The sequence below is a fragment of the Nonomuraea glycinis genome (genome assembly GCF_014646515.1).
Taxonomy (GTDB): Bacteria; Actinomycetota; Actinomycetes; order Streptosporangiales; family Streptosporangiaceae; genus Nonomuraea; species Nonomuraea glycinis.
This window is the reverse complement of record NZ_BMNK01000032.1, coordinates 13,885-38,551: the sequence shown is the minus strand read 5'-3', so window position 1 is coordinate 38,551 and position 24,667 is coordinate 13,885. Positions and strand designations below refer to the sequence as shown.

At 69.5% G+C, this 24,667-nt stretch carries 21 protein-coding genes and 2 pseudogenes; 16 read left to right on the top strand and 7 right to left on the bottom strand.

The annotated features are described in order from the left end of the window. The coding region (locus IEY87_RS45245; protein WP_373294409.1) for a dolichyl-phosphate-mannose--protein mannosyltransferase at positions 1-943 on the top strand (943 nt) is incomplete at its 5' end. A gap of 114 nt (positions 944-1,057) precedes the next feature. Beyond that, complete coding sequence (locus tag IEY87_RS45240; RefSeq protein WP_189145095.1) at positions 1,058-2,236, top strand: hypothetical protein; 1,179 nt, start codon at positions 1,058-1,060, stop codon at positions 2,234-2,236. A 5-nt stretch (positions 2,237-2,241) separates the two neighbouring features. On the opposite strand, the gene IEY87_RS45235 is transcribed toward IEY87_RS45240, so the two are convergent. Both IEY87_RS45235 and IEY87_RS45230 read right to left on the bottom strand, forming a co-directional pair. Continuing rightward, positions 2,242-2,745 carry a DoxX family protein gene (locus tag IEY87_RS45235; RefSeq protein WP_189145094.1) on the bottom strand — a complete coding sequence of 168 codons (504 nt, stop codon included), beginning with the start codon at positions 2,743-2,745 and terminating at the stop codon, positions 2,242-2,244. Positions 2,746-2,793: 48 nt separating this feature from the next. Beyond that, positions 2,794-3,696: a hypothetical protein gene (locus tag IEY87_RS45230; protein ID WP_189145093.1), complete on the bottom strand. Its 903-nt coding sequence runs from the start codon at positions 3,694-3,696 to the stop codon at positions 2,794-2,796. A 202-nt stretch (positions 3,697-3,898) separates the two neighbouring features. Here IEY87_RS45230 and IEY87_RS45225 point away from each other — a divergent pair, with 202 nt between their 5' ends. Beyond that, positions 3,899-4,846, top strand: a complete 948-nt coding sequence (locus tag IEY87_RS45225) for an NAD(P)-dependent alcohol dehydrogenase (protein ID WP_189145099.1) — start codon at positions 3,899-3,901, stop codon at positions 4,844-4,846. Between the two features lie 178 nt (positions 4,847-5,024). Here the strand turns inward: IEY87_RS45225 and IEY87_RS45220 are convergent, their stop codons facing one another. Further along, a complete protein-coding gene (locus IEY87_RS45220) occupies positions 5,025-6,335 on the bottom strand; it encodes an SMI1/KNR4 family protein (RefSeq protein WP_189145092.1) in 1,311 nt (436 codons plus the stop codon). Positions 6,336-6,363: 28 nt separating this feature from the next. On the opposite strand from IEY87_RS45220, the gene IEY87_RS45215 reads away from it, so the two are divergent. The 3 genes and pseudogenes from IEY87_RS45215 to IEY87_RS45205 all read left to right on the top strand — a co-directional run. Next, the gene (locus IEY87_RS45215) at positions 6,364-8,637 is read left to right on the top strand and encodes a hypothetical protein (protein ID WP_189145091.1); all 2,274 of its coding nucleotides are present in this window, start codon (positions 6,364-6,366) and stop codon (positions 8,635-8,637) included. A 99-nt stretch (positions 8,638-8,736) separates the two neighbouring features. Further along, on the top strand, positions 8,737-9,840 hold the full coding sequence (locus IEY87_RS45210) for an epoxide hydrolase family protein (RefSeq protein ID WP_189145090.1): 1,104 nt from the start codon (positions 8,737-8,739) through the stop codon (positions 9,838-9,840). A gap of 25 nt (positions 9,841-9,865) precedes the next feature. Next, positions 9,866-10,810: pseudogene (locus tag IEY87_RS45205) on the top strand (helix-turn-helix transcriptional regulator); the annotation flags it as partial. A 45-nt stretch (positions 10,811-10,855) separates the two neighbouring features. Here IEY87_RS45205 and IEY87_RS45200 read toward each other — a convergent pair. From IEY87_RS45200 to IEY87_RS45190, 3 genes are all read right to left on the bottom strand, one after another. Then, positions 10,856-11,197: a DoxX family protein gene (locus IEY87_RS45200; protein ID WP_189145089.1), complete on the bottom strand. Its 342-nt coding sequence runs from the start codon at positions 11,195-11,197 to the stop codon at positions 10,856-10,858. A gap of 160 nt (positions 11,198-11,357) precedes the next feature. Then, the gene (locus IEY87_RS45195; RefSeq protein WP_189145088.1) at positions 11,358-12,239 is read right to left on the bottom strand and encodes a sigma-70 family RNA polymerase sigma factor; all 882 of its coding nucleotides are present in this window, start codon (positions 12,237-12,239) and stop codon (positions 11,358-11,360) included. 103 nt (positions 12,240-12,342) lie between these two features. Continuing rightward, a complete protein-coding gene (locus IEY87_RS45190) occupies positions 12,343-13,377 on the bottom strand; it encodes a MerR family transcriptional regulator (protein ID WP_189145087.1) in 1,035 nt (344 codons plus the stop codon). 211 nt (positions 13,378-13,588) lie between these two features. Here IEY87_RS45190 and IEY87_RS45185 point away from each other — a divergent pair, with 211 nt between their 5' ends. The 8 genes and pseudogenes from IEY87_RS45185 (at position 13,589) to IEY87_RS45150 (ending at position 20,040) form a co-directional block, all read left to right on the top strand. Continuing rightward, on the top strand, positions 13,589-14,368 hold the full coding sequence (locus tag IEY87_RS45185; RefSeq protein ID WP_189145086.1) for a hypothetical protein: 780 nt from the start codon (positions 13,589-13,591) through the stop codon (positions 14,366-14,368). 49 nt (positions 14,369-14,417) lie between these two features. After that, a complete protein-coding gene (locus IEY87_RS45180) occupies positions 14,418-15,056 on the top strand; it encodes a TetR/AcrR family transcriptional regulator (protein ID WP_189145085.1) in 639 nt (212 codons plus the stop codon). Between the two features lie 4 nt (positions 15,057-15,060). Next, complete coding sequence (locus tag IEY87_RS45175; protein ID WP_189145084.1) at positions 15,061-15,345, top strand: DUF6204 family protein; 285 nt, start codon at positions 15,061-15,063, stop codon at positions 15,343-15,345. A gap of 153 nt (positions 15,346-15,498) precedes the next feature. Further along, positions 15,499-16,422: an ABC transporter ATP-binding protein gene (locus IEY87_RS45170; RefSeq protein WP_189145083.1), complete on the top strand. Its 924-nt coding sequence runs from the start codon at positions 15,499-15,501 to the stop codon at positions 16,420-16,422. A gap of 13 nt (positions 16,423-16,435) precedes the next feature. Next, positions 16,436-17,140: an ABC transporter permease gene (locus tag IEY87_RS45165; RefSeq protein ID WP_189145082.1), complete on the top strand. Its 705-nt coding sequence runs from the start codon at positions 16,436-16,438 to the stop codon at positions 17,138-17,140. Between the two features lie 3 nt (positions 17,141-17,143). Then, on the top strand, positions 17,144-18,340 hold the full coding sequence (locus tag IEY87_RS45160; RefSeq protein ID WP_225277735.1) for a sensor histidine kinase: 1,197 nt from the start codon (positions 17,144-17,146) through the stop codon (positions 18,338-18,340). Then, entirely contained in the window at positions 18,333-18,974 is a 642-nt protein-coding gene (locus tag IEY87_RS45155; RefSeq protein WP_189145081.1) for a response regulator, read from the top strand. Before IEY87_RS45160 ends, IEY87_RS45155 begins: the two co-directional genes overlap by 8 nt. A 69-nt stretch (positions 18,975-19,043) precedes the next feature. Then, positions 19,044-20,040, top strand: a pseudogene (locus tag IEY87_RS45150) (IS5 family transposase). Between the two features lie 28 nt (positions 20,041-20,068). Here IEY87_RS45150 and IEY87_RS45145 read toward each other — a convergent pair. Further along, on the bottom strand, positions 20,069-20,842 hold the full coding sequence (locus IEY87_RS45145) for an SDR family oxidoreductase (protein WP_189145080.1): 774 nt from the start codon (positions 20,840-20,842) through the stop codon (positions 20,069-20,071). Between the two features lie 84 nt (positions 20,843-20,926). Here IEY87_RS45145 and IEY87_RS45140 point away from each other — a divergent pair, with 84 nt between their 5' ends. After that, positions 20,927-21,565, top strand: a complete 639-nt coding sequence (locus IEY87_RS45140; protein WP_189145079.1) for a TetR/AcrR family transcriptional regulator — start codon at positions 20,927-20,929, stop codon at positions 21,563-21,565. A gap of 229 nt (positions 21,566-21,794) precedes the next feature. Next, the gene (locus IEY87_RS45135) at positions 21,795-24,635 is read left to right on the top strand and encodes an AfsR/SARP family transcriptional regulator (protein WP_189145078.1); all 2,841 of its coding nucleotides are present in this window, start codon (positions 21,795-21,797) and stop codon (positions 24,633-24,635) included. Positions 24,636-24,667 lie beyond the last annotated feature (32 nt).

Here is a 24,667-nt window from a genome sequence, read left to right as displayed (position 1 = left end):
GGCGCAGGGGCCGTCGCTGGGGGCGCGGCCGTGGCGGATCGCGGCCGGCGTCTGCCTCGGCGCGGCGATGGGGGTCAAGTGGTCCGGCCTGGCGTTCGCGGTCGCCTTCGCCCTGCTGTCCCTGCTGTGGGACTTCGGCGCCCGCAGGGCCGCCGGCGTCCGGCACCCCTACCTGGGGGCCATGTCCAAGGACGTGCCCAACGGGCTGCTCGCCTTCGCCGTCGTCCCGTTCGTCACCTACATGGCCACCTGGACCGGCTGGTTCGCCACCTCGCTCGGCTACGGCCGCAACTGGGACCAGGCCACCTCCTCGGGCCCCTTCTACTTCGTGCTCGACTCGGCCCGCTCCTGGGTGCAGTACCAATGGCAGGTCTTCACCTTCCACAACGGCCTGGAGACCTCGCACCCCTACATGTCCGAGCCGTGGTCCTGGCCGCTGCTGCTGCGCCCGGTCGCCTTCCACTACGAGGGCAAGCAAGGCGCCTGCGCCGGGGGCGCCGACTGCTCCGAGGCCGTGCTCGGCGTCGGCACGCCGGTGATCTGGTTCGCCGCGCTGGCCGCGCTGCTGGCGCTCATCGTCTGGTACATCGCCACCCGCGACTGGCGGGCCGGCGCGGTGCTGCTGGCCTACGCCGTGGGCTGGCTGCCCTGGTTCTACTTCGCCATCGCCTCCAACCGCACCATGTTCCTGTTCTACGCGATCCCCATGGTGCCGTTCATGGTGCTGGCCATCACCCTGTGCGCCGGATGGCTGATCGGCCCGGCGGTCAGGACCGCCGGCGGCCGGCTGCCGGCCCGGCGCACCTTCGGGGCCGCCGTCGTCGGCGCCTTCGCCCTGCTGGCATTGATCAACTTCTGGTGGCTGCATCCTGTACTGTCAGCCGAACTGATTCCCTACGCCGAGTGGAAGGCCAGGATGCTGTTCAACAACCTATGGATCTGACCCCGATCACCATCCGCCAAATAGTGGTTTCGTAGGGTAGTCACTGTGCAAGACCCAATACGCACCGGATTCGGTAATCGTCAGGCCTGGGGTCCATACGGCAAACTTCGTGGCATGAGTGCACCAGACGTCACCGCGCTTCTCGCCGAGTTGGAGCGGTCCGCACCGGACCTCGCCGACGACGCAAGGACCGCTGTCGAATGGCTGACCGGCGGCGAGCCGCTGGAAACGGTGACCCAGCTCGATGTCTGCGAGTTCCTCTGGTACACGCTGCCGCTCAAGGTCGGCGGCGACCACGAGCGGCTGGCCCACTCCCTCGGCCGCCTGCTGGAGCTCGGCGGCCTCGAACGCTACGCCGCGCTCTGCACCTCGCCGCAGACGATCCGGATCCTGCACGCCTACGCCCAGGACGGCGAGGAGGCGGGCACCGCCGCCTACCAGGAGGCGCTCCAGGCCACGGGCGTCCTCCCGCCGGACGTGCCCGAGCTGCAGTGGAGCATGATCATGGGCCCCGAGGAGCTCGGCGCGCACGTGGCCTGCTCGGCGGCGCTGGAGCTGGCCATCATCGCCGGCGAGACCGTCGACCGGGTCGCGCTGACCCAGCGCTGGCTCACCGAGCCCCGCGCCGACCTCGGTGGCGACAGCTGGCTGCACCGCGTGCACGGCGAGCGGCTCAACCGCTGGGTGCTCGGCCGCGGCCCGGCCAGGCGCGAGCTCGCCCAGCCCTTCGAGGTGCGGCTCTACGCCCCCGTCACCCCGCAGCCCCTGCCCGCCCTGCACGGACTGCTCTCCCAGGCCGAAGACAGCCTGCCCCTGCGGCTGGCCCCGTCACCGGAAGCGCTCCGGCTGCGCGAGCTGGCCGAGCGGGAGCTCGGCGCGCTCAGCCGCGACGGCGCCCGGCTGGCCCTCACCGACCGCGGCCGGTTCCTGCTCGGCTCACCCGAGGCCATGTGGGAGTCGGTCACCCGGCTGCTGCTGGCCAGGGGGGAGCACGAGTTCGAGGTGTCGGCCCGCGAGGCCGCGCTCATGCTGCTCGCCGACGGCGTGCTGATGTCGCCGGCCCAGTTGCGTGAGCGCGTCGCGGAGGTGGTCGGCGGCGAGGGCTGGCATCCGGCGACGGGCCTGGAGGACGTCTCCGCCTCGATCACGGCGCTGATCGGCCAGCTCACCGCCCTTGAGCTCGCCTTCTGCGACGAGCTGGCCATCCGGCTGACGCGCCCCGGCCAGTTCGCGGCCCTGGCCGCACTGCGCGCGCACGCGCTCCGGCCCAGGAAGTACGTCAACTCCACCTGATCGGCTCACACCCGGACGTGATCTCTGGCGGCCGGCGCCGGGCTGACGACGCGGGCGGCCCACAGGGCGATGGCGATGTAGAGCACCTGCTCGGGGATCCGGAGCCACAGCGGCGTGGCGGTCCCGCCGTTGAACGAGGCGTCGGAGAGTGCGGCGTAGATGTTGGCCGGGAGCAGCAGCACGAAGAGCACGGCCAGGCTGATCCCGGCGGCCCGTCGGGTGCCGGTCAGGACGAGCCCGGCGGCGCCCAGCAGCTCCAGCACGCCGCTCGCGTACACCATGAGGCTGGGGAACGGGACGAACGGCGGCACCATGTTCACCATGTCGCCATGGTTGGGCATGAAGGTGACGCCGGCGGGGACGAAGTGCGCACTGGCGGTGACCACGAGCATGGCGGCCAGCGCGTGCGCGGCGCTGACCCGCCAGGTGGCGAACCGGCGGACCCCGAGCACTCCCAGGAGCCTGAAGACCAGCAGGCTGACCGCGAGGACGCCGATGACGACGAACATGACCTTCTCCTCTAGATAGTGTTGCTATCCATCAATTGGATAGTAGCACTACCTAGCAGACGGAGTCAGGTGCGGTCCGAGCGACGTCCAGCTCCGCTCGTCCCCCCATACCGACGCCGGATCCACGTACGGCCGCAGCAGCTCGACCAGGTGCCGGTCTCCCCGGCCGTTGAGCTCCTCCTCCGCGATCTTCCGCGCCACCCCCGCCAGGAAGTCGGCCACCTGGACCCGCGGCTCGTAGAACGAGTCCGCCAGCCGCAACCCGGCCAGCGGCGCCACCTGCTGGATGTGCGCGATGCGCTCCTCGGTCAGCCCGTTGTGCTGGTCATGCATGATCGAAACGGCTCTCGTCCCCTGCCCCCAGTGCGCCACGGCCTGAACGATGGCCGGAATCAGCGGATCCAGCGCCGGAATCGACCCCCGCCGCGCCGGCAGCCCGCCCAGCGACCCGACGATCTCCCCCGCGCGTCCCCCCACCCCGGCCAGCTCCGCCACGACGAGGTCGAACGCCTCGGCCTCCGCCCTGCCCCGCATCACCTCGTTGAACGTCTCCAGGAACGCCGTCCACCGCTCTCGCCCGAACGCCCCGGGTCCGGCTCGGTAGAGCTCCACGGCCAGCGCCTCGCCGCGCGGACCGTCGTACGCGATCTCGAAGATCTTGAGTACGGCGAAGAACGCCTTGTCGGCGAGGTAGACGCGGGCCCGCCCGTAGATCGGCCCGGTCGGCGACAGCAGCCACACCAGGACCGCGCGGTGCTTGCTGCGCAGGAGATGGTTGGCTTTGTACTCCGTGGCCGGGGATCTGATCCGCTCGCGCGTTTCCCGGATGCACTCGGCCGCCGCTTCCTCGGTCAACAGCACGCCGGCGTGCGCGAAGACCTCGGTGTTGCCCCCGATGAGCTTCTCCCCCTCGGAACCGGACTCGTCGCAGGCGATCTCAAGGGTTCCCATCTCACGAAAGCTACGCCCGCCTTCCGATATGCGCCAACGAGTATCTGAGCAGGCCCTATCCGAGAGCGCGCGCAGGCAGTATTTCTCACATCGGGGCAAGTGGAGCACATAGTCCGTTTCGTCGGTTAGCTTGGCTGTCATGGCGCCCGTGACCTCGGGATACGCCTGACATGCCTCTGCGGACGGGATGACGATGAGCGAGATGCGTGCGGCGATGTTCGACGAATACGGGCCCCCTGAGGTGCTCTATGTGGGCACGGTGCCGAAGCCGGTCGCCGGGCCGGGCGAGGTGCTGGTGCGGGTCCATGGCACCAGCGTCAACGGCGGCGAGACCGCGGGCCGGGCCGGCAAGCTGAAGCTGGTGACGGGCCGGAAGTTCCCACAGCGGATGGGCATCGACTTCGCCGGCGAGGTCACCGCCCTCGGCTCCCCGCATCCCGGGCTGCAGGTGGGCGACCGCGTGTGGGGAGCGCTGCCGCGCGGGAGGTTCGGCAGTGCCGCCGAGTTCGTCGCGGTCCGGGCCCGGCAGCTCGCCCTCGTCCCGGCCGGCCTCGACCTGGTGGAGGCCGCCGCGCTGCCCGCCGGCACGACCGCGATCACCGCGCTGCGCGACCAGGCCCGCCTCAAGGCGGGCGAGCGGCTGCTCGTCCGGGGCGCGAGCGGCGGCATCGGCCACGTCGCCGTCCAGCTCGGCCGGGCCTGGGGCGCGCACGTCACCGCACTCGCCGGGGCCAAGAACCTCGATCTGGTACGCGACCTCGGCGCCGACGAGGCCCTGGACTACGCCGTCACCGGCCCTGCCGACCTGGGCCTGTTCGATGTCATCTTCGACAGCGCCGGCACCGACCCGAGCGCCTACCGCCGCCTGCTGGCGCCGGGCGGGCGGATGGTGTCGATCACCTTCGACAGCCGCGCCATGGCCTCGTCGATCGCCTACATCCTGGCGTCCACGGTGTACGGCTCCCGTCGCGTGCGGTTCTTCAGCGGCAACCCCACCCACCGGCTCTTCGCCGACCTGGCCGAGCTGGTGGCGAGCGGGGCGGTGCGCCCGGTGGTGGACACGGTGCGCCCCCTCGCGGACATCGCGGGGGCGCACCGCGCGCTGGAGGCCGGCGGTGTCCGCGGGAAGCACCTGGTCCAGGTGGTGTGACCTGGGTGCCGAGAATCAGGTCACGTGCCGCGATCCGCACGGTGATGACCGCGGTGACTCACCATGGCCCGTACGTCAGCAGCGGCCCGCCCCCGGGCCGCGATCACGGCCTTCACCCGTCAGGTGCAGAGCCCTCAGACGGTTGGACGGTCGGTGGTGGGCTGCGTCATGGCACCGCTCACCGGCTGGGGGGCGTCTCGGCGGCGTCCCATGCGAGCTCGCCGCCGACCGCCCGGGGTTTCCAGTGGCCGATGGATCCGCCGTTCTCCATGGCGTCGGCGGTGCGCTTCAGCAGGGCGTAGTACGAGCGGATCGGGACTTCTCCCGGCGTGAAACTCATGGTGCCCTCGTGATCGGTCTGCCCGACGTCCCGCATGAGGGAGTCGATCACCAGGTTGTCACCGCTTCCGTCGGCGGCGAAGGGAATCATTCTCCCGTCCCACCATTCCTGCCGGGGCAGAGAGAATCCCTCCTCCCCCTCGTCCTCGCCGTCGACCGCGCAGAGCGATGACCATTCGTCACGGATCTCCCGGACGTTCAGGTTCGCATGGCCCAGGAAGCCGAAGGGCCAGGAATCCTCCGGAAAGACAGACCCGTCGTGCCGCAGCAGTGAGGCTCGCAGATCGTTGGGGAACCGCACGCTCATGTACGCCTCCGCCGCCGCGATGGCCTCGGCGTCTCCCGGTTCGCCGAGTGTGCGATAAGTCGTGGGGGCGTTGGTCTTCAGCCAGGTCTCGATCCGCCGCCATTGCCGGTTGACGGCCCGGGTCACCTTCGTGCTGACCTTTCGTACGCGCGGCTCGGCGCTTCGCGGGGCGCAGTCCTCGTCCGCGCTCGGTAGTTTCTCGTACGGGGCGGGCTGCGGAAGACTATCGCCATTCGGAACGTCGGCCGGATAACCGATGAAGGGATACTCGTGGACCACTGTCGCCGTTTCCTTGGCGAAGACCATATTCTCCAGCACCTGAGTGCCGACAACGAGCAGGAAAAGCGCGAACCCGGCCATCCCCCAGCGGACCAGGCGGCGCCGGACGGGCTCCTCCAGCGGCTTTCTCGGCTCACCGGGCTCGAAGAACTTGATGAATCCGGGACGGTCGAGAACGGACGGCCTGGCGGCGAAACGGCTGAGATCCGCCGCGGTGGGGGTGCCGAGAATCGGCGCGGGCGGCCATTGTTCCACCGGTGCCGGAGTTTCGCTCCGCTGGACCGTATCCGTCGGGGGCCGGCGAGAACGTACGAACACCACTATCGTCACCGCGGCCGCCAAGGCAGCCACCAGCGCGAGCCATACTCCCCGAGACCTGATCAATCGCCGCACGTCCGGCAGAGTACCCCTATTTGATCTCCACGGAGATCCGGATTCAGCGGGCCAGAACCACCAGAATGAGCGCCAGCAGGGCAGGAACCGCCTGAACCACCAGAATGCGCGCAGCCACCCTCCCAGCGCCCGGTATTTTCTGTCGGCCGCGTACGCGATGATCAGCGGCACGGCCCGGAGTCCACCCAAGGAAGTGCTCGTGCGTCGCTATCGGTTCGGCCCGCTCGCCGCGTCAGTCGCGGCGCTCTACCTCGTCGCCATCGCCGTGCTCACCGTCATCGCGCTGGTCACCGGCGAGGAGGACGCCCTGTGGCGGGTCGTCACGGGCGAGCCCGCGACCCACGGGCTCACCGCCGTGTGGTGGGTCGTGCTCGCGCTGGCCCTGATCGGCGCGGTGCAGGGCGCGGCCTGCTGGCAGGTGCTGCGCGGGCGCCTGCGCGGCACCCCGGTCGACGGAGGCAGGCAGGTCGCCTGGCTCCGCGGCACGCTGTACGTCACCGTCGCTCTCGCCCTGCTGCCCTCGTGGTCATGGCCGATGAGTCTGCTGTCCGCGCTCACCCAGGTGGTCATCGTCTGGCTGTTCTTCCGGGTGCTGGCCGGCGCCATCCCCACCTGGGCGCGGATCCTCATGCTCGGCACCGGGACGATCGACGCGGTGGCCGGACTCGCTCTCACGCTCTCGTACACCCTCGAACTCGAAGCCCCCATCCGGATTCTCAGCATGATCATGCTGGACGGCCTGCTTCGGATGGCGTGGGTGGTGCCGATCCTGGTCGCCCAGGCGAGAGATCCCCGCTGGACCCGCACCACTGTGTGGATGGGCGTCCTCTCCCTGGTCACGACGTTGCTGCAGCCCTCGTCGTTCGTGACGTTCTCCTACGGCGAGGTGTCGTACACCCTCGTGGCCTTCGCGCTGCTCGGCGCGTTGAGCGTCTTCGGGCTGGTCTGGGCGGCCCGTTCCGCGCACGAGCTGACCGGCCCGCGCCCGCTGCCGGCCGAGCCGCCGCCCGGCAGAGCACCGCCCAGGTGGTGGCCGCTGCCCGCGCTGGCGATCGCCCTCCCGCTGATCCCCGCGGCGGTCAACCTCGCGAACGGCATGCCGTTCTGGATCGGCCCCCGGGGCCCGATCCAGACCTACGTCCTCGACCTCGCCGACGACACGACGGCCCTGTTCTGGCTCGCCCTCGACCTGCTCGTCGGGGTCGGCGCCCCCGCGCTGCTCGTCCTGGCCGCGGTCCTGCGCCGCACCCAGCGCCTCATCCGGGCCACGACCCTGACCCTCGTCCTGCTCGCGGCGATCGGCGCGCTCCCCACCGAGTCCCCTCGCGACTACGGCTTCCCCCTCGACGACCTGCCGCTGTACCCGGACCACCTGTTCGTCACGGACCCGCAGGGTGTGCCTTCCTTCGGCCTCTCACCGCTGTGGTACAGCGCCGCCCTGCTCGCCGCCGCCCTCCTCCTGCTCCTCCTGTACGCCGCCCCACCCGCTCGGCGGATGCGCCACCACGTGCTCGTAGGGGTGCTGACCTCCTCGGCGGTCCTCGCCTTCCTCCCCGTCGCGGACCAGCCGCACGGCCCGGTGACCACCGCCCAGGACTGCCTGCCGCCCGAGCCCTGGGGCAGAGCCGAGCACCGCGCACCCACCGGCGAGGAGGCGTACATCTGCGGCGTCCGAGGCGGCGGCACCCCGCTGAAGTTCGCCGCCACCACGCCCGACCAGGTGCTGCTCGCCCACGGACGCCGACTGTGCGGCATCTACACGCGCGACGACCCGAGGGAGACCGCCCGGATGCGGACCCTGGAAGGGCTGGACCGCCAGGCGCTGGCGAGCACGCTCGCCGGGGTCTGCCCGAGCGTCGCCGCCACGCTCAAGGCGGAGCGCGACGAGCAGGACGCGGAGCTGAAGGAGTGGCAGGCCGACTCCCAGCGCATCTGTGACTCGACCCCGCGCCACCACCCGCTCATCAAGCCGGCCAAGCAGACCGTGATCAAGGAATCTCAGCGGACCGACCACGGGGTCCTGGAGGCATGGGAGCCGACCGGCAACGCCGACGACACCGACGACCCTCTGGTCAAGGCCCAGGCCCTCCTGGCCGAGGCCCAAGCCCCGGGCAACGGGCTGGTCGCCGCCTTCCCCGGCCAGCTGATGATCCTGTCGAACCCCGACTTCGACCTGTGCGTCACCCTGGAGACCTACCCCCGCCGCCCACCGGTGGAGACCAAGGGCTGGGACCACGTCATGGAGGTCGGCTATGACAGCTCTCTCGGTGAGATCGTGCTCAGCGACGCACTGAGCGGCACCGAGTTACCCGACTTATCCCTCAACGACCGCAAAGGCCACTACCGGATCCGGGTGCACTACGACTGGTTCCCTTGGGACGGCCTCCATGAGGGCGGTCAGCGACTCCTGATCATGGCGTACCCCGGCCGCGGCGACAACGTCACCACCTACCGCCGACCAACAGCGAGATGACGCCCACGGCAACGGGGTGACCCTCACTCGCAGGACGCCGGCTCGTCGGCTGTCCGCGGCGGACGCTACCTGGCCGCGATTCCTCCTACGGTCACGTCCATGAACGTCAACCCCTTCCGCATCGATGTGGCGCAGGCCGAGCTCGACGTCCTGCGAGACCGTCTGACCCAGACCCGCTGGCCCGCGGAGCCGCCGGGCGTCGGCTGGAGCCGGGGCACGCCGGTGGCGTACGCCAAGGAACTGGCCGAGCACTGGCTCACCGGCTTCGACTGGCGGGCGCAGGAGCGCAGGCTGAACGAGCTGCCGCAGTTCACGACCGTCATCGACGGACAGACCATCCACTTCGTACACATCCGTTCTGATGACCCCGACGCGCGGCCGCTGCTGCTCCTGCACGGCTGGCCCGGCTCGTTCGTCGAGTTCCTCGACGTGATCGAGCCGTTGACCAAGGAGTTCCATCTGGTGATCCCCTCGCTCCCCGGGTTCGCCTTCTCCTCGCCGCTGGCCGCTCCCGGCTGGACGGCCGCGCGGATGGCCGGGGCGTTCGTCGAGCTCATGGCCGTGCTCGGCTATGAGAGGTACGGCGTGCACGGCGGCGACACCGGCGCGTTCGTCGCCCCGGAGATGGGCCACCTCGCCCCCGGACGCGTCGCCGGCATTCACCTCAACGGCGTCCTGTCGTTCCCGGCGGGGATCGAGGGAGAGGACGAGCCGCTGTCCGAGACGGAGCGCCGGCGTGCGGCGGACCTGGAGGAGGCCACCGCCGGTTACGTCCCCATCCAGTCGCGTTCGCCGCAGACGCTCGCGTTCGGCCTGACCGACTCCCCTGCCGGGCAACTGGCCTGGATCGCCGAGATCTTCCACCGGTGGGCCGGGGCTCCCATCGACCGCGACCGGTTCCTGACCAACGTCAGCATCTACTGGCTGACGGGCACCGCGGGCTCCTCGGCCCAGATCTACTACGAGCAGGTGAACGACCCGATGGCCTGGGTGCCGAAGCCGCGCGGCACCGTACCCACGGGGGTGCTGCTCGCGGGGTCGCATGAGTACGCCATCCGGCCCTACGCGGAGCGCGATCACGCCATTGTGCACTGGTCACAGAAGGACGAAGGCGGTCATTTCTTCGCCATGGAGGAGCCGGAGGCGTTCGCCGAGGACGTACGGCGGTTCTTCACGATGAGGTCGGTCGCGGTCAGGTTCTGACCGCTATGGGTGCCAGCATCGTCGGATGTTGGAAACCTCGGCCCGGCTGCTCCGCCTGCTCGCCCTGCTCCAGATCCACCGCGACTGGTCGGGCGCGGAGCTGGCCGAGCGCCTCGGCGTGAGCCCCAGGACCGTCCGGCGCGACGTCGACAAGCTGCGGGTGCTGGGCTACCCGGTCAACGCGATCGGCGGCGTCGGCGGCGGTTACCAGTTGGGCGTCGGCGCCTGCCTGCCCCCCTTGCTGCTCGACGACGAGGAGGCGGTCGCGGTGGCGGTCGGGCTGCGTACCGCGGCCGGCGGCGCGATCACGGGCATCGCCGAGACCTCCGTGCGGGCGCTGGCCAAGCTGGACCAGGTACTGCCCTCGCGGCTGCGCCACCAGGTCGACACGCTCGGCTCGGCCATGGTGATCATGCCGATGCCCGGTTCGACGGCCGATCCGTCGACGCTGATCGCGATCGCCTCGGCGGTGCGCGACCATCAACGGCTGCGCTTCGACTACGTCGCGCATGACGGCTCCGCGACCGTACGGGACGTGGAGCCGTACAGACTGGTCCAGAACGGGCGGCGCTGGTATCTGTTCGCCTGGGACACCGGGGCCGCGGACTGGCGGAGGTTCCGGGCCGACAGGCTGGCGCTGCGCGTCCCCACCGGGCCCCGGTTCGTCCCGAGACCGCTGCCCGCCGAGGACCTGGCCGACCACTTCACCATGCGGACGACCGCGAACGGCCACCGCTACCGGGCGGTGCTCACCATGCACGCCTCGGCCGAGGAGGTGGCCGACGAGGTGCCGCCCACGCTCGGCGTGGTGGAACCCGTCGACGACCGCACCTGCACCCTGCGCATCGGCTCCGACAGCCTCGACCACCTCGCGGTATGGGTCGCCGCGTTCGGCTTCGACTTCGACGTCCACGAGCCACCCGAACTGGTGAACCACCTTCGCACCCTGACCACCCGCCTGCGGCGAGCCGTGCCGGAAGACCCGGCGTCCGGCTCCTCGGCTCCGGTCATGCCGTCAGGCGGCGGTTCCCAGCATGAGGGCGGCGACGACCGGCACGAGGTACAGCAGCGGGTAGGCGACCGTCGAGTAGGAGCGTGCCAGGAGCACAGTGATGACGGCCCCGACGAAGTACAGCACCAGGCCGATGCCGGCCAGGGTGCCGATCACGGGCACGAACAGGCCGACCAGCAGGCCCGCGGCCCCCGCACCCTTGGCGGCGCCGAGCCAGGGCCACCATGAGCTCGGGACACCGTACGCTGCCAGCGGTTCGACGACCCACGCGGCGCGAGTGAGGATGGCGTAAGCGGAGAAGGCCACCCACGCGGCGGCGAGAACGGTGACGATGACGTGAACCATTGGGGGCGCTCCTTGCTTCGGTGACGCTGGGCCGGGGCCGCAGCGGTGAGTCCGTCACAGCCTTGACCCGGCGTCATACGGCGATGTGACCGCCGGCGAAGGTGACCTGCGTCACAGGCGAGGAACCCGGCGGCCGGGAGGTGGACCACCTCCCCGCCCCTCAGTCGAGGACCGCCAGGTCGAGTCGATCGAGACGATCGGGCTCTGCGATGACGTCGATGGCGGTGATAAGGCCGTCGACGATCGTGAACGTGAGAGCCACCCGCAGGTGGCGGTGGGGAGCCATCACAAGGCCGACGGAGCCGTCGATGAGGGCGGGTCCGGTGAACTGGGCCCGCCGCATGGCGGCCATCGCGCCCTTGGCGACGGGCTCGGCTCCATGGACCAGGACAGGCTCGGCGGTCAGCATGACGGACTTGTCCGCCCGGAGCGTGACATCGGGGTGGAGCAGTGTGATCAGAGCGTGGAAGTCCCGGCCGCGGGTGGCGGCCAGGAAGGCTTCGACGATCTCCCGCCGGCGGATCAGATCGGCGTGCGGAGCGGGTGCGGCGCCCCTGACGCGGCGGCGGGCACGGCTGGCCAGTTGCCGGGTCGCCTCCGGCGATCGCTCCAGCATGGGGGCGATCTCCTCGAACGGCACGGCGAACAGATCGTGCAGAACGAAGGCGAGCCGCTCAGCCGGACCCAGGGTGTCGAGCACCAACAGCAGCGCCACCCCCACCGAGTCGGCCATCACCACCTCTTGTTCGGGATTCCCGGTGGCCGCGGGGCCCAGCAGCGGGTCAGCCGCCTGGATGTCCAGCGGTTCCTCGTGGCGGCTACCGCGCGAGCGCAGCATGTTCAGGCACACCCGAGCCACCACCGTGGTCAGCCAGCCGGCGATGTTCCGCACCTGGCTGACATCGGCGCGACTGGCACGCAACCAGGCGTCCTGCAGCGCGTCGTCGGCCTCGCTCAGCGACCCGAGCATCCGAAAGGCCACCGCGCGGAGATGCGCGCGATGCTCGGTGAACCGCTCTGTCAGCCAACGATGATCGTCCACGTCACATGCCTCCGTTAACCAGCGTCAACGGAGAAAGATACTTACCGACACAGCTGACGTACGGCGGGGTTCGCCGCTGTACGGACCGCGTCGGCTACCGCCCTCACCCGTCTGCCCTCTCCGGCGTACCCGGTTCACTCCCCGGCCGGACGGAAGCGTGAAGGGCCGCCGCCATCCACGCTGAGAGCGCTGTGAACTCCTCGCCCTTGTCGGGCGGGGTCTCATTGATCACGGCCACCAGGGACACGTACCTGCCATGAGTCGCGTCGTACCGGGGCATCTCCTCGGGTTCTTCCCTTTGGAACTGCTCGACCATGACGAAGCCCGTGGCCAGTTGTTCACGCAACTCGGCCGTGGACTGCCTGCCGACGGCTTCGGCGACCGCGTCCGCCATGCGTATGACCAGCTCCTGTGCCCGTGAAGAGTCCGTCGGCAGCCCGGAACGGCACGCCGCCATGATCTCCTCCATGATCACCGTCCCCGTCCCGTAGATGAAGTTCTGGATCGGTGTGGCGGCTATGTCCCGTCCCGGGGAGGTGGAGTAGGTGTCCTGGAGGTAGGAGCGGACCGTATTCCGGAACTCCTCGCCCTGGACCAGGTCGGCCAGCTCGATCCAGGCTTCGAGCTGGGTGACCGTGGGGTCCTCTGGAAGGCTCGGCCGCATCGTCCGCAGCCGCTCGACGAAGCCGAAGGGCACGTCGAGGCCTTCGCCGACCTCGTTCCAGAAGTCGTCGACGAGCCGCTCGCGCTCCTCGTCGGGCATCGAGACGAGCTTGTGCATCAGGGCCGCCTGATCGGCCGTGCCGCCCTGCTTGACCAGGGTCCGCAGCACCGCCCGCCTGGCCCGCAGGCCGCGCTCCTGGCGCTCGACGATCTCCAGGTGCGCCGTGAGGAGATCGTGCAGCGACGTCTCCCCATCGAGCAGCCGGCGAATGTCGTCCAGGCCGGCGTCCAGCTCTCGGAGGGTGCGGATGAGCTCCAGTCGCGCGATGGCGCGGATGTCGTACAGTCGGTGGCCCGCGTCGGTCACGCGGGTGGGCGCGACGATCGCGGTGTCGGAGTAGTACCGGATGGCACTGACATTCAGACCGGTGCGGCGTGCAACATCCCCAATCGGATACAGCTCGTTGTCGTCCATACCGCCACTATGGGATCTCAAGCCACTTGAGATTCAAGCCCACCCATCTGCGCCCTCCGCGCCAGGCCCCGCCCGCCCAGCACCGGCTCTCCGCGCGCCAGGTCTCCCTGGAGTCAGGCAGACCCCGGCTTCTCCCCGATCAAGCTGCTGTGACAAGATCGAGATCATCGTTGGTGATGATCGGCGCATGAAACGCATGAGCGTCGCACTGGTGGTGGCCGGCCTGCTGAGCATCACGATTCCGGGCGGCGCCGTGCACGCGGCTCCCGAATCGGAGTCTCTCGCCTCCGTCGTCAAAGCGATCAAAAAGCAGTTCGCGAAGAAAAGCAGCGTGCGCTTCTCCGTCAAGCAACGCGGCGGACCCCCGGCCACCTGGGATATCAAGGCGTCCGGTGCCTACCGCTTCAGAGCTTCAGGCGTGTACGCCGCCGACACCACGACGATCTCCCAGGAGGCAGAGGGGACAGGCCGGTCCCGGGACATCAGCATCGGCCGGAAGTTCTACTCACAGTCCTACGTGCGTGCCAAGGACGGCAAGTACGTCTGGAAGTCGCCGTCGACAGTGGGGAAATGGACCTACGCGCAGAACCTGGCCGGGGTCATCTGGGGAGAGGACCTGATCAACGGGATCAACCCGGGCTTCCTCAAGCTGGGCGCCTCGCACCATGCGATCAGCACCGACGGCGGAACCTTCGAGGGAGTGAAGACGACCCTCCACAGCGGCACGGTCATGGTTCCTGAGCTGGGTGAGAGGCAGGCCGGGATGACCTTCGGGACCGAGCGGGAGGATGGCTTTTGGAGCGGGCCGATCACCTGGAAACTCTGGGTGGGCCCGGACAACCTGCCGAGACGTTTCCACGCCATCATCAGGTTCACCCGGGCGGGAGAAGGTGATCCCGAAACCATGACGATGAACATCATCTATCGAGGATGGGGAACCCCCGTCAGGATCACGGCCCCGCCCAAGCACGCCCTCTCCGACGACTGGTGATCGACGACTATAACTGCAATCGACTCCAAATTTGGAGTAGACTCCACCTATGCCTGAAGGTCTGCGTGAGCGCAAGAAGCGGCAGACTCGGCAACGGATCTCCGGTGTGGCCATCGGCCTGTTCGTCGCGCGTGGCTTCGACAACGTCACGATCGCCGAGGTCGCCGAGGCTGCCGAGGTGTCCGTCAACACCGTCTACAACTACTTCCAGGCCAAAGAGGACCTTGTCCTGCCGCCGGAAGAGGCCTCCCCGCAGCGGCTGGCCGACATCGTGCGTGAGCGCCGAGCCGGACAGTCGGCGGCCGATGCGGTCCTGGCGCGGCTGCGGCAGGAGGTGCGCGGGCGTGAGCGCAGGCTCGGGCTGAGCGAGGGGTTCGGCCGCGTGCTGGAGATGATGCGGGCCGCGCCCACACTGACCGCCCGGCTGGAGCGGCTCGCCCACCAGATGACCGCCGAGCTGGCCGACCTGCTGGTCCAAGAGACCGGTGCGGCGCCCGGCGACCCGCTGCCGCGGGCCGTCGCCTGGCAGCTCGGGAGCCTGCACAGCATGGTCATGTCGGAGATCGGCAGGCGGACCGCAGCCGGCGAGCGGCCGGACGTCATCGCCGATGACGTGCTGGAGCTGGTCGACGCCGCCGAGGAGCTCATGGGGAAGCGCCTGCTCGGCTATGCCGTACGAGAGGAATGAGCAGTTGTTCAGGGTAACGATCAGAGGGAAGTTCACCGGGCTCGACGAAGCCGGGCGGGCCGCCGTCCTTGCCGCAGGCGACACCGCCTACACCGAGGCCGGGACGTTCACCCACGATCAGAGCGTGACGGCTTTCACCTTCCGCTGCCAGGTGCCGGCCGGTCCGGACGACGGCCAGGACGAGGCGGCGCTCGGCGCGATGGCCGCGCTGGAGGCGCACGGCCATCCGCATGAGATCTTGCAGCTCGCGGTGACCGACATGCGCCACATCAAGATCCGCCGGGCGTGACCGACCAGGGCTCGTCCGGCGGCTGAAGGCCGGGAGCGATGCTTGCCTCGCGGCGAATCAACCGAACGGCTGATTTTTCCGTCAGCCGCATCCATGCCTGATCGTGGCCGCTCAGTCGATTCGCCTGCTGACCAGGTGAAAGATGCTTGAGGCATGGCAGTCATCGAAGTCACCGACCTCACCAAGAGGTACGCGGATCTGACGGTTCTGAACGGAGTGTCGTTCTCGGTGGAGGACGGCGAGATCTTCGGCATCCTGGGCCCCAACGGCACCGGCAAGACCACGACCGTGGAGTGCGTGGAAGGGCTGCGGCGGCCGGACGCCGGGTCGATCCGGGTGCTCGGGCTCGACCCGGTCAAGGACGGCCGGGCGCTGCGCGAGCAGATCGGGGTGCAGCTCCAGCACACCCAACTGCCGGAGAACCTCAAGGTCTGGGAAGCGCTCGACCTGTACGCCTCCTTCTACGCCAAGCCTCGTGACTGGCGTGAGCTGTTGGAGCAGTGGGGGCTGGCCGACAAGCGAAATGCCCGCTTCGGCAAGCTGTCGGGCGGTCAGAAGCAGCGGCTGTTCATCGCGCTGGCGCTGGTCGGCAATCCCCGGGTGGCGTTCCTCGACGAGCTGACCACCGGACTCGACCCGCAGGCCCGCCGTACGACCTGGGAGCTGATCAAGCAGGTCCGGGCCAGCGGCGTGACCGTGGTGCTGGTGAGCCACTTCATGGACGAGGTGGAGGAGCTGTGCGACCGGGTCGCCGTCTTCGACCGGGGCTCCGTCGTCGCGATCGACACCCCGGCCGGGCTGATCGAGGGGATCGACGCCGAGCACCAGATGCGGTTCACGGTGATGACGGAGAACGGCGCCGACCCGGCCGGCCTGTTCGACGACGTACCCGGCGTCTCCGGCGTGAGCAGGACGGGCAACCGGGTGGTGGTCACCGGCCGGGGAGATTTCGCCACCGCCGTGACCGCCCGGCTCGCCCGCCACCACGTGCTGGTCAGCGACCTGCGCATCGACAAGCGGACGCTCGACGACGCCTTCCTCGCACTCACCGGCCGCTCGTTCACCTCTGACAACTGATGGAGAACCCCTCATGACCGCGCTCGCCAAACTCACCTCCGTCGAACTGAAGCTGCTGGTCAGGGAGCCGGGGGCGATGTTCGCCCTCCTCATCCCGCTGTTCATCCTGGTGGTCTTCGGCAGCTCGATCGAGCCGGGAGACACCGTGCTCGTGCCGATGTCGCTGGCCATCGCCGTCGGGCTGGTGGGGCTCTACCTGATGCCCACCACCCTGGCGACCTACCGCGAAAGGGGCATCCTGCGCAGGCTTTCCACCACCCCGGTGCGTCCCGGCAGCATGCTGGTGGTGCAGTTGATCCTGCAGCTCGTCCTCGTGGTGGCCGCCTGCGGGCTGCTCCTGACGGTCGCCGGCACCGTGCTGGGCGCCCATCTGCCCGACGCGGCGCTGCCGGCCCTGGTGACCTTCCTGCTCGGCACGGCGGCGCTGTTCGCGATCGGGCTGCTCATCGCGGCCCTGGCCCCCAACGGGCGGGCCGCCAACGGGATCGGCGTCCTGCTGTACTTCCCGATGGCCTTCCTCGCCGGGCTGATGCAGCCCGTGGACCAGATGCCCGCTATCTTGGCGTCCATCGGCCGATACACCCCTTTGGGGGCGTTCAGGCAGGCGCTGCAGGACGTCTGGGCGGGTGGCTCCCCCAGCCTCCTCCTGTGGGGGGTCCTGGCCGCGTACGCGGTGATCATCAGTGTCGCCGCCGCCAGACTTTTCCGATGGGAGTAAAAGGTGACCGGGCGTCTGGACCTCTGGGAGAGGCGGCTCGCGCGTCAGATGGCCGCCGCGCCGTACATCCTGCTGGTCTTCTCCGCCGGGCTCGTCTGGGTCACCGGGGAGCAGGCGTGGAGTCACCGCTTCACCACGCTCGGCCTGACGCTGCTGGCCGCGGCCTGGATCTGGGTGATGTCACGGGGCGACAGGAAAGGTCTCTACGTCGCCGGGCTGGTGATTCTCATCGCGGTGCTCAGCTCGCGGGGGATGTGGTTCGCGAGCTTCTTCGGCTTCACCGGGTTCCTCCATTCGTCGCAGTATCTACGGGGGAAGGCCCGGCTCGCCGGGGTGACCGCCACGGCGGCGATCAGCGTCATGGCCTACAACGGCGGGCCGCCCGAGCTCACCCCGTACGGGATCCTCGCCTTTCTGTTCTTCACGAGCGCCATCGTGCTGGCGGTCAGCCTGTTCAGTTTCGTCGGCGAGATCACGACCGAGCGCAGCGCCGAGCGGAGCCGGATGGTGATCCAGCTTGAGGAGGCGATGCGGGAGAACGAGGGCCTGCACGCCCAGTTGCTGGTCCAGGCACGGGAGGCGGGCGTGCTCGACGAACGCCAGCGCATGGCGGCCGAGATCCACGACACCATCGCCCAGGGGCTGACCGGCATCATCACCCAGCTCCAGGCGGCGGAGCAGGCCGAGGACTGGCGGCGCAACGTGGGCAACGCCGTCCGGCTGGCCCGCGAGAGCCTCGCCGAGGCCCGGCGCTCCGTGCACGCGGTCGGCCCCGGCCAGCTGGAGGCCGCGCCCCTGCCGGAAGCGCTGGAGGCCGTCGTCGCCCAATGGTCGGAGCTCAACGCAACCCGCGCTGATTTCACCACAACTGGTACGGTCCGTCCCATGCATCCGGAGGTCGAGGAGACGTTGCTCCGCACCGCCCAGGAAGCCCTGGCCAACGCCGCCAAGCACGCCGGCGCCGGCCGGGTCGGGCTGACCCTGTCGTACATGGACGACATGGTCACCCTGGACGTGCGTGACGACGGCGCCGGATTCGATCCCGAACGCGTCACCGACGGCGGCGGCTTCGGCCTGACGTCGATGCGCAACCGCGTGAGCCGCCTGGCGGGCACCCTGGAGATCGAGTCGGAGCCCGGAGGCGGCACCGCGATCTCCGCGAGCGTGCCCGCGATCGCGCGGGAGACCGTACATGGCTGAGACGCCCATCCGGCTGCTGATAGCCGACGATCACCCCATCGTGCGCGACGGCATCCGCGGCATGTTCGCCGGCGACCCGGACTTCGAGGTGCTCGGCGAGGCCGCGGACGGAGCGCAGGCCGTCGAACTCGCGCGGGCGCTGAACCCCGACGTGATCCTCATGGACCTGCGCATGCCCGTCATGGACGGCGTCACCGCCATCAAAGAGCTCGTCAAGCTGGGCCTCCCCGCCCGCGTCCTGGTCCTCACCACGTACGACACCGACAAGGACGTCCTGCCCGCCATCGAGGCAGGCGCCACCGGCTACCTCCTGAAGGACACCGGACGCGAAGATCTCGTACGCTCGGTCCGCACGGCGGCGCGGGGCGAGGCCGTGCTCTCCCCGTCGGTCGCCACCCGCCTCCTCGGCCAGGTACGCGCGCCCGCCGATTCACTGAGCGCACGCGAACTGGAGGTGCTCCGCCTCATCGCGCAGGGCTCCACCAACCGCGAAGCCGCCCGCACCCTGTTCATCAGCGAGGCCACGGTCAAGAGCCACGTGCTGCACATCTACGCGAAACTGGGCGTGAACGACCGAGCGGCGGCCGTCGCCGCGGCCTTCCGTCGCGGCCTGCTCACTGCGGAAGACGACTAGGGCCTGTACGGAGTTGAGATCAGAGGCATTCGCCTGCGCCCTGGCGTGAGGTCCTGATAGGCCACCGCTATGGCGCGTGGAGACCTCACCGATGACGAATGGTCCTTGATCGAGCCGCACCTGCCCTTAGGTGAGCGAGGCCCGATCCCGGACCTGCGACTGCAGTTCAACGCCGTGATGTGGCGGTTTCGGACCGGCAGCCCGTGGCGGGATCTGCCTGCCGAGTACGGGCCATGGTCCACCGCCTACGACCGATTCCGGTCATGGGCGATGGCGGGCGTTCTGGAGCAGCTGATGCAGGCGATGATCTCGGAAGCCGCGGCCCGCGGGCAGGTCGACCTCGATTTGGTCAGCGTGGACTCCACGACGGCCCGTGCCCACCACCACGCCGCGGGGATGGTCCTGGGTGACGAGCTTGCCAAGGTGTTAGGCGAGGCCGTTGAACAGGAAAAGGGGCTGCGCCAAAGGGGCAAATCCCCCCACGCGGCGGACCCGGCGAAAGCGGAGACGACGACCGGGACCAAGGTGGAGTCCGGCAGTTACGACGACGGCGCAAGTCCGGCTGACAGCAGCCAAGCTGGGCCGCTCACGAGGCGGACTGACCAGCAAGATCCACCTGTCTGCTGACCGACGATGCCGTCCGCTGTCCTTCGTCTTGACCCCGGGCCAAGCCGGCGACAGTCCACAGTTTCGCGCCGTGCTGTCCCGGATCAAGGTCCGCCTGCGCGTGGGGCGCCCGCGCACTCGCCCGGCTGCGGTGGCCGCCGATAAGGCCTACTCCTCCCGCGCCAACCGCCTCTACCTGCGTCAGCGCGGCATCATGGCCGTCATCCCCGAGAAGAGCGACCAGGCAGCCAACCGTAAGAAGCGCGGCTCTCGCGGCGGCCGCCCGGTCAGCCATGACACCGATCTCTACCAGCAGCGCAACACGGTCGAACGCTGCATCAACAAGATCAAGGAGTGGCGCGGGCTGGCCTCCCGCTTCGACAAGACTCCCGAAAGCTACCTGGCTGGCCTGCATCTACGCGGAGCCATCTTGTGGATCCGAAGCCTTCAACCCATCTGAAGATCTGAAGTCCGTACAGGCCCTAGGGTCACAATCCGGCGCCACCGGTCGCGTCGATCACCCTGCCCGTCACCCAGCGAGCGTCGTCGGAGGCAAGGAATGCCACGATGTCGGCGATGTCCTCGGGCTGCCCGACCCGGCCCAGCGCGTGCAGCGACGCGGCGTGCGCCTCGGCGTCCGCGTTACCGCGCAGCCATCCTGCGTTGGCGTCGGTATCCACGATTCCGGGGGCCACCGCGTTCGCCGTAATGCCCCGCGGGCCCAGTTGCTTGGCCAGGTTGAGAGTAAAGGTGTCCAGAGCGCCCTTGGTGGAGCTGTAGGCGATGATCTCCGGCATGGCCAGCCTGGCTGCGCCGCTGGAAATGTTGATGATCCGCCCGCCGTCGTGCAGTCGGCTGAGTCCCTGCTGCACGATGAAGAACGGTGCCCGGACGTTGACCGCGAAGACCTCGTCGAACTCGTCTTCGGTGAGTAAGGCCAGGTCTGAACTGCGGCCGATGCCGGCGTTGTTGACGATGATGTCGACGCCTGCCCGGAACGAGTGCCGTTGGATGTGGGCGTCGAAGGCGGCCCACAGTGCGGCCGCGTCGCCGTGCCTGCCCAACTCGGCCCGGATCGCGAACGCCCGGCCGCCGTCCTTATTGATTCTTTCAACGATCTCGTCGGCCGCAGCCTGATCGCGGGCGAAGGCGACGGCCACGACGGCGCCGTCCCGGCCGAGCCGCTCGGCGATGGCTCGCCCGATCCCCCTGCTGCCGCCGGTGACCATCGCCACCTTGTCGTCCAGCATGCGTCCGCCCATGAATGTCCTGCCTCTCATTTTTGAGTGCTTGCTCAAAAAATACGGTAACACGACTTTTTGAGTGGACGCTCTAGAATGCGGGGCATGGGTCAAGCAGGCACAGCACGGGGCCGTCCGCGAACGTTCGACCGTGACACGGCACTCGCCGCGGCCACGCGGCTGTTCTGGGAGCGCGGGTACGAAGCCACCTCGCTCAACGAGCTCACCGAGGCGATGGGCATCCGGCCAGGCAGCCTGTACGCCGCCTTCGGCGACAAGAAGGCGCTGTTCAAGGAGGCCGTGCACGCCTACGCTCGCTCGCCCGTCGGCGCGTTCATCGGCGTCGCCCTCCGCGAGGAGCCCAGAGCGCACCACGCTTTCGCTCGCATCCTGCGCGAGGCCGCGACGATCTACCCCGACCCCTCGCACCCCGCCGGCTGCCTGACCATCAGTGCCGCCACCAACGTGACCGTCCAGGACGCCGAGATAGCGGCATTCCTCCGCGATCTGCGCAACGCCAACCTCGTGGTCTTCCAAGACCGCCTGCGCACCGCTCAGCAGGACGGCGAACTACCCCCGAACGCCGATCCCCGCGCCCTGGCCGGATACTTCGCCGTCGTCATCCAAGGAATGTCGCAACGCGCCCGGGACGGCGCTGACGCGGCCGAACTCGCCCAGATCGCCGACCTGGCCCTGGCCGCATGGCCGAGACACGAGCCAGGTCGGAGTTTGAGGCAGCTGTAACGTACGGCGCGCTGGGCTTCGCCCCCGGCTCGCGCACCTGGCGCCTGGAAGGAAGCGACCAGGATGAGCACGGCACAGCGCAGAGTCAACGACACGGCGACAGCGTGTCAGCCCGCGGTGTGTTCCGGTATGTTCGTCACCTGCCACTCAGAAGATCGCGGAGGAGGCCCTCCACCAGGTAACGGTCATGACCGATAAGACGCTGGTCCTGCCTGCGGAGGGTTGTGCGATGGGACTGAGGATCAAGATCTTGGGTCCGTGGGAGCTGACGGCAGGCGGCGACGTGCTGCCACTGACCGGCAACCGACGGATCGGCCTGCTGACCCGGCTGGCCTTGAGCGCCGGCCGGGTGGTCACCACTGACCAGCTCCTCACCGATGTGTGGGGAGAGAGCCGGGCGGCGACAGCGCCGAAGCAGCTCCACATCGTGGTGTCGAAGCTTCGCGAGTTCCTCGCGCCCCGGGCGCTCGATGAGGTCATCGTGACTGCCCCAGGTGGCTACTGCCTGGACGTGCCACCTGATCACGTCGACGCTCACCTGTTCATGCGGCTGGTGCGCGAAGCGCGGGGCGGCCGGGCCAGGGGAGAGATCGTTACGGCTGACAGGTTATTTCGGCAGGCTCTGGCCTTGTGGCGGGGAGAGGCGCTGGCGGGCTTGTCGCCGGAGTGGGCCCAGATCGAGGCCACCCGCCTGGCGGAGGAACGTCTCACCGCTCTGGAAGATCACGTCGAGCTGCGGATGGCGGCGGGCCATCACCACACGGTGATCGCGGATCTGACCGTCCACATCGAGGCGCACTCGCTGCGGGAGAGGCCGCATGCGCAGCTGATGCTGGCGCTGTATCGCGCTGGACGGTCATCGGAAGCGCTCGGGGTCTACCAGGACGCTCGCCGCGTCATGATCCAGGAGCTCGGCATCGAGCCGGGTGCCGAGCTGCGCCGACTCCAGCAGGCGATCCTCGCTCGCGATCCCGTCCTGGATCTGACCGCTCCGGCGCAGGATGCCACGCTCGGCGACGCCGTCGCCCCGGCCGAGTTGCCCGCCGATACCCGCGCCTTCACCGCCCGCGATGTCGAGCTGGCCTGGCTCGACAAGGCGCTCACCGGCCGGGAGGCCGGCACACCGGCGATCGTCGCCATCGGCGGTCCCGGCGGGATCGGCAAGTCCGCGCTGGCCGTACACCTGGCGCACGCCGTCGCCGACCGCTATGCCGACGGCGTTCTCTACATCGACCTGCACGGCGCCACCGACGGGCTCCGGCCCCTGTCACCGCTCGAGGCGCTCGGCCGGCTTCTGCGCTCACTCGGGCTGGACGGCTCCGCCGTACCGTCTGCAGTCGACGAGGCCGCGGCCCGCTACCGATCCCTCACCTCGGCGCGGAACGTGCTGATCATCCTCGACAACGCCCTCGACACCCGCCAGGTCCGCCCGCTCATTCCCGCCGGATCGGGGTGCGCGGTCGTCATCACCAGCCGGCAGGTTCTCACCTCGCTCGACGGGGCGAGCCAGCTGAACCTGCCCGGGCTCGATCCATCCGACTCCACCGCGCTGCTGGCCCGGATCTCCGGTCCCGGCCGGGTCCACGCCGAGCCGGAGGCCGCCGGGCGGATCGTCCGGCTCTGCGGGGGCCTGCCCCTTGCCCTTCGCATCGCGGCGGCACGTCTGGCCGCCCGCCCCGACTGGACGCTGTCCTATCTCGCCGACCGGCTCGCCGACGCCACCCGCCGCCTGGACACGCTGGAGTACGCCGACCTGGCCGTCCGCGCCGGCATCGCCGTCAGCCTCCATCACCTCAAGGAGGAGCCCTCCGGCCAGGACGCCGCCCACCTGTTCGCCCTGCTCGGCCTCCTCGACACGCCCACCCACACCCCGGCGGCCACCGCCGCTCTCGCCGACCGGCCCGAGCGCATGGTGGAGGCCACGCTGGACCGCCTCCTGGACGCCCGGCTGCTCGAACCGGCGGGGCCGGGCCGCTACCGGATGCACGACCTCGTCCGCCTTTACGCCCACGAACAAGCCGGCGACATCGTCCAGGAGAGCGATCGGGTGGCCGCGACCCGCCGCGCGTTGCACCATTACCTCGCCACAGCCAGGACGGCCAGCCTTCTGCTCGATCCCATCTCCCCCATCGTCAGAAATCTCCGCGCCTCCCAGCCGGGCCTTCGCCTGGACACACCGCAGGAGGCGATCGACTGGATCGAGCTGGAGCGCGACAATCTCATCGCCGTCGCCCGGCAGGCCACCACCCGCACCGACGATCCCGGCACCGTGGAAGGCCTCGCCGCCAGTCTCAACAGACCCTTCAGCCACAGAGGCTGGCTCACCGATCTGGCCGAGATCCATCACCAAGCCCTGCAGGTGGCCGTCCACGCCGGTGACTGGGCGGGTCAAGCCCGCGGGCACAACCAACTGGGCAGCATCCACAAGAACCAGGGCCGCTTGGAGCCCGCGGTCGAGCAGTTCGAGCGTGCCCTCGTGTGCTGGGATCGCGCAGGTCTGCCCCAACGTAAGGCGGGCACCCTCCACAACCTCGGCACGACCTACGGCAAACTGGGGCGCTTCGACGACGCGCTCGCCACCCAGGACGAGGCGACAGCGACAGCGACAGCCGGCGGCCTGCGCGCCTACCAAGCGATGATCCTCAACGGCCGGGCCGCGGTGCTGATCAGAATGGGCCGGCTGGACGACGCGATCGACGCGAGCCGGCAGAGCCTGGAGATCTGGGCGGAGTTCGACAATCCCCTCGGCGAGGCAACGGCGACCGACACGCTGGCCGATGCCTACCGACGCGCCGGCAGGCTCGATGAGGCCGAGGCCGAATACCGGAGGTCGGCCTTCCTCCACCACAAGGCCGGTGCCCGCGCGCTGGAGGCCGTTACCCTGTGGGGGCTCGGCGACGCCCTGCACGATCTTGGCCGGCAGGACGAGGCACGGCAGTGCTGGCACCAGTCCGCTCGGATTCTGCGTGACGTCCATCTCCTCACCGAGGAGGAGCTGGAGGTCCTGCTCGCCCTGGACCTCCCGCAACCTCCCGACCCCGTCAAGCACTTGAGCGCGGGAGCGCGTTGATCAGACCCTCCGGGAGAGCGGCCTGGACAGAA

What these genes read in the sequence shown, in the direction of transcription:
- IEY87_RS45240 (WP_189145095.1), top strand. Translation starts at nt 1,058, where the DNA reads ATGAGTGCACCAGACGTCACCGCGCTTCTCGCCGAGTTGGAGCGGTCC.
- IEY87_RS45235 (WP_189145094.1), bottom strand. Translation starts at nt 2,745, where the DNA reads ATGTTCGTCGTCATCGGCGTCCTCGCGGTCAGCCTGCTGGTCTTCAGG.
- IEY87_RS45230 (WP_189145093.1), bottom strand. Translation starts at nt 3,696, where the DNA reads ATGGGAACCCTTGAGATCGCCTGCGACGAGTCCGGTTCCGAGGGGGAG.
- IEY87_RS45225 (WP_189145099.1), top strand. Translation starts at nt 3,899, where the DNA reads ATGCGTGCGGCGATGTTCGACGAATACGGGCCCCCTGAGGTGCTCTAT.
- IEY87_RS45210 (WP_189145090.1), top strand. Translation starts at nt 8,737, where the DNA reads ATGAACGTCAACCCCTTCCGCATCGATGTGGCGCAGGCCGAGCTCGAC.
- IEY87_RS45200 (WP_189145089.1), bottom strand. Translation starts at nt 11,197, where the DNA reads ATGGTTCACGTCATCGTCACCGTTCTCGCCGCCGCGTGGGTGGCCTTC.
- IEY87_RS45190 (WP_189145087.1), bottom strand. Translation starts at nt 13,377, where the DNA reads ATGGACGACAACGAGCTGTATCCGATTGGGGATGTTGCACGCCGCACC.
- IEY87_RS45180 (WP_189145085.1), top strand. Translation starts at nt 14,418, where the DNA reads ATGCCTGAAGGTCTGCGTGAGCGCAAGAAGCGGCAGACTCGGCAACGG.
- IEY87_RS45170 (WP_189145083.1), top strand. Translation starts at nt 15,499, where the DNA reads ATGGCAGTCATCGAAGTCACCGACCTCACCAAGAGGTACGCGGATCTG.
- IEY87_RS45165 (WP_189145082.1), top strand. Translation starts at nt 16,436, where the DNA reads ATGACCGCGCTCGCCAAACTCACCTCCGTCGAACTGAAGCTGCTGGTC.
- IEY87_RS45155 (WP_189145081.1), top strand. Translation starts at nt 18,333, where the DNA reads ATGGCTGAGACGCCCATCCGGCTGCTGATAGCCGACGATCACCCCATC.
- IEY87_RS45145 (WP_189145080.1), bottom strand. Translation starts at nt 20,842, where the DNA reads ATGGGCGGACGCATGCTGGACGACAAGGTGGCGATGGTCACCGGCGGC.
- IEY87_RS45140 (WP_189145079.1), top strand. Translation starts at nt 20,927, where the DNA reads ATGGGTCAAGCAGGCACAGCACGGGGCCGTCCGCGAACGTTCGACCGT.
- IEY87_RS45135 (WP_189145078.1), top strand. Translation starts at nt 21,795, where the DNA reads ATGGGACTGAGGATCAAGATCTTGGGTCCGTGGGAGCTGACGGCAGGC.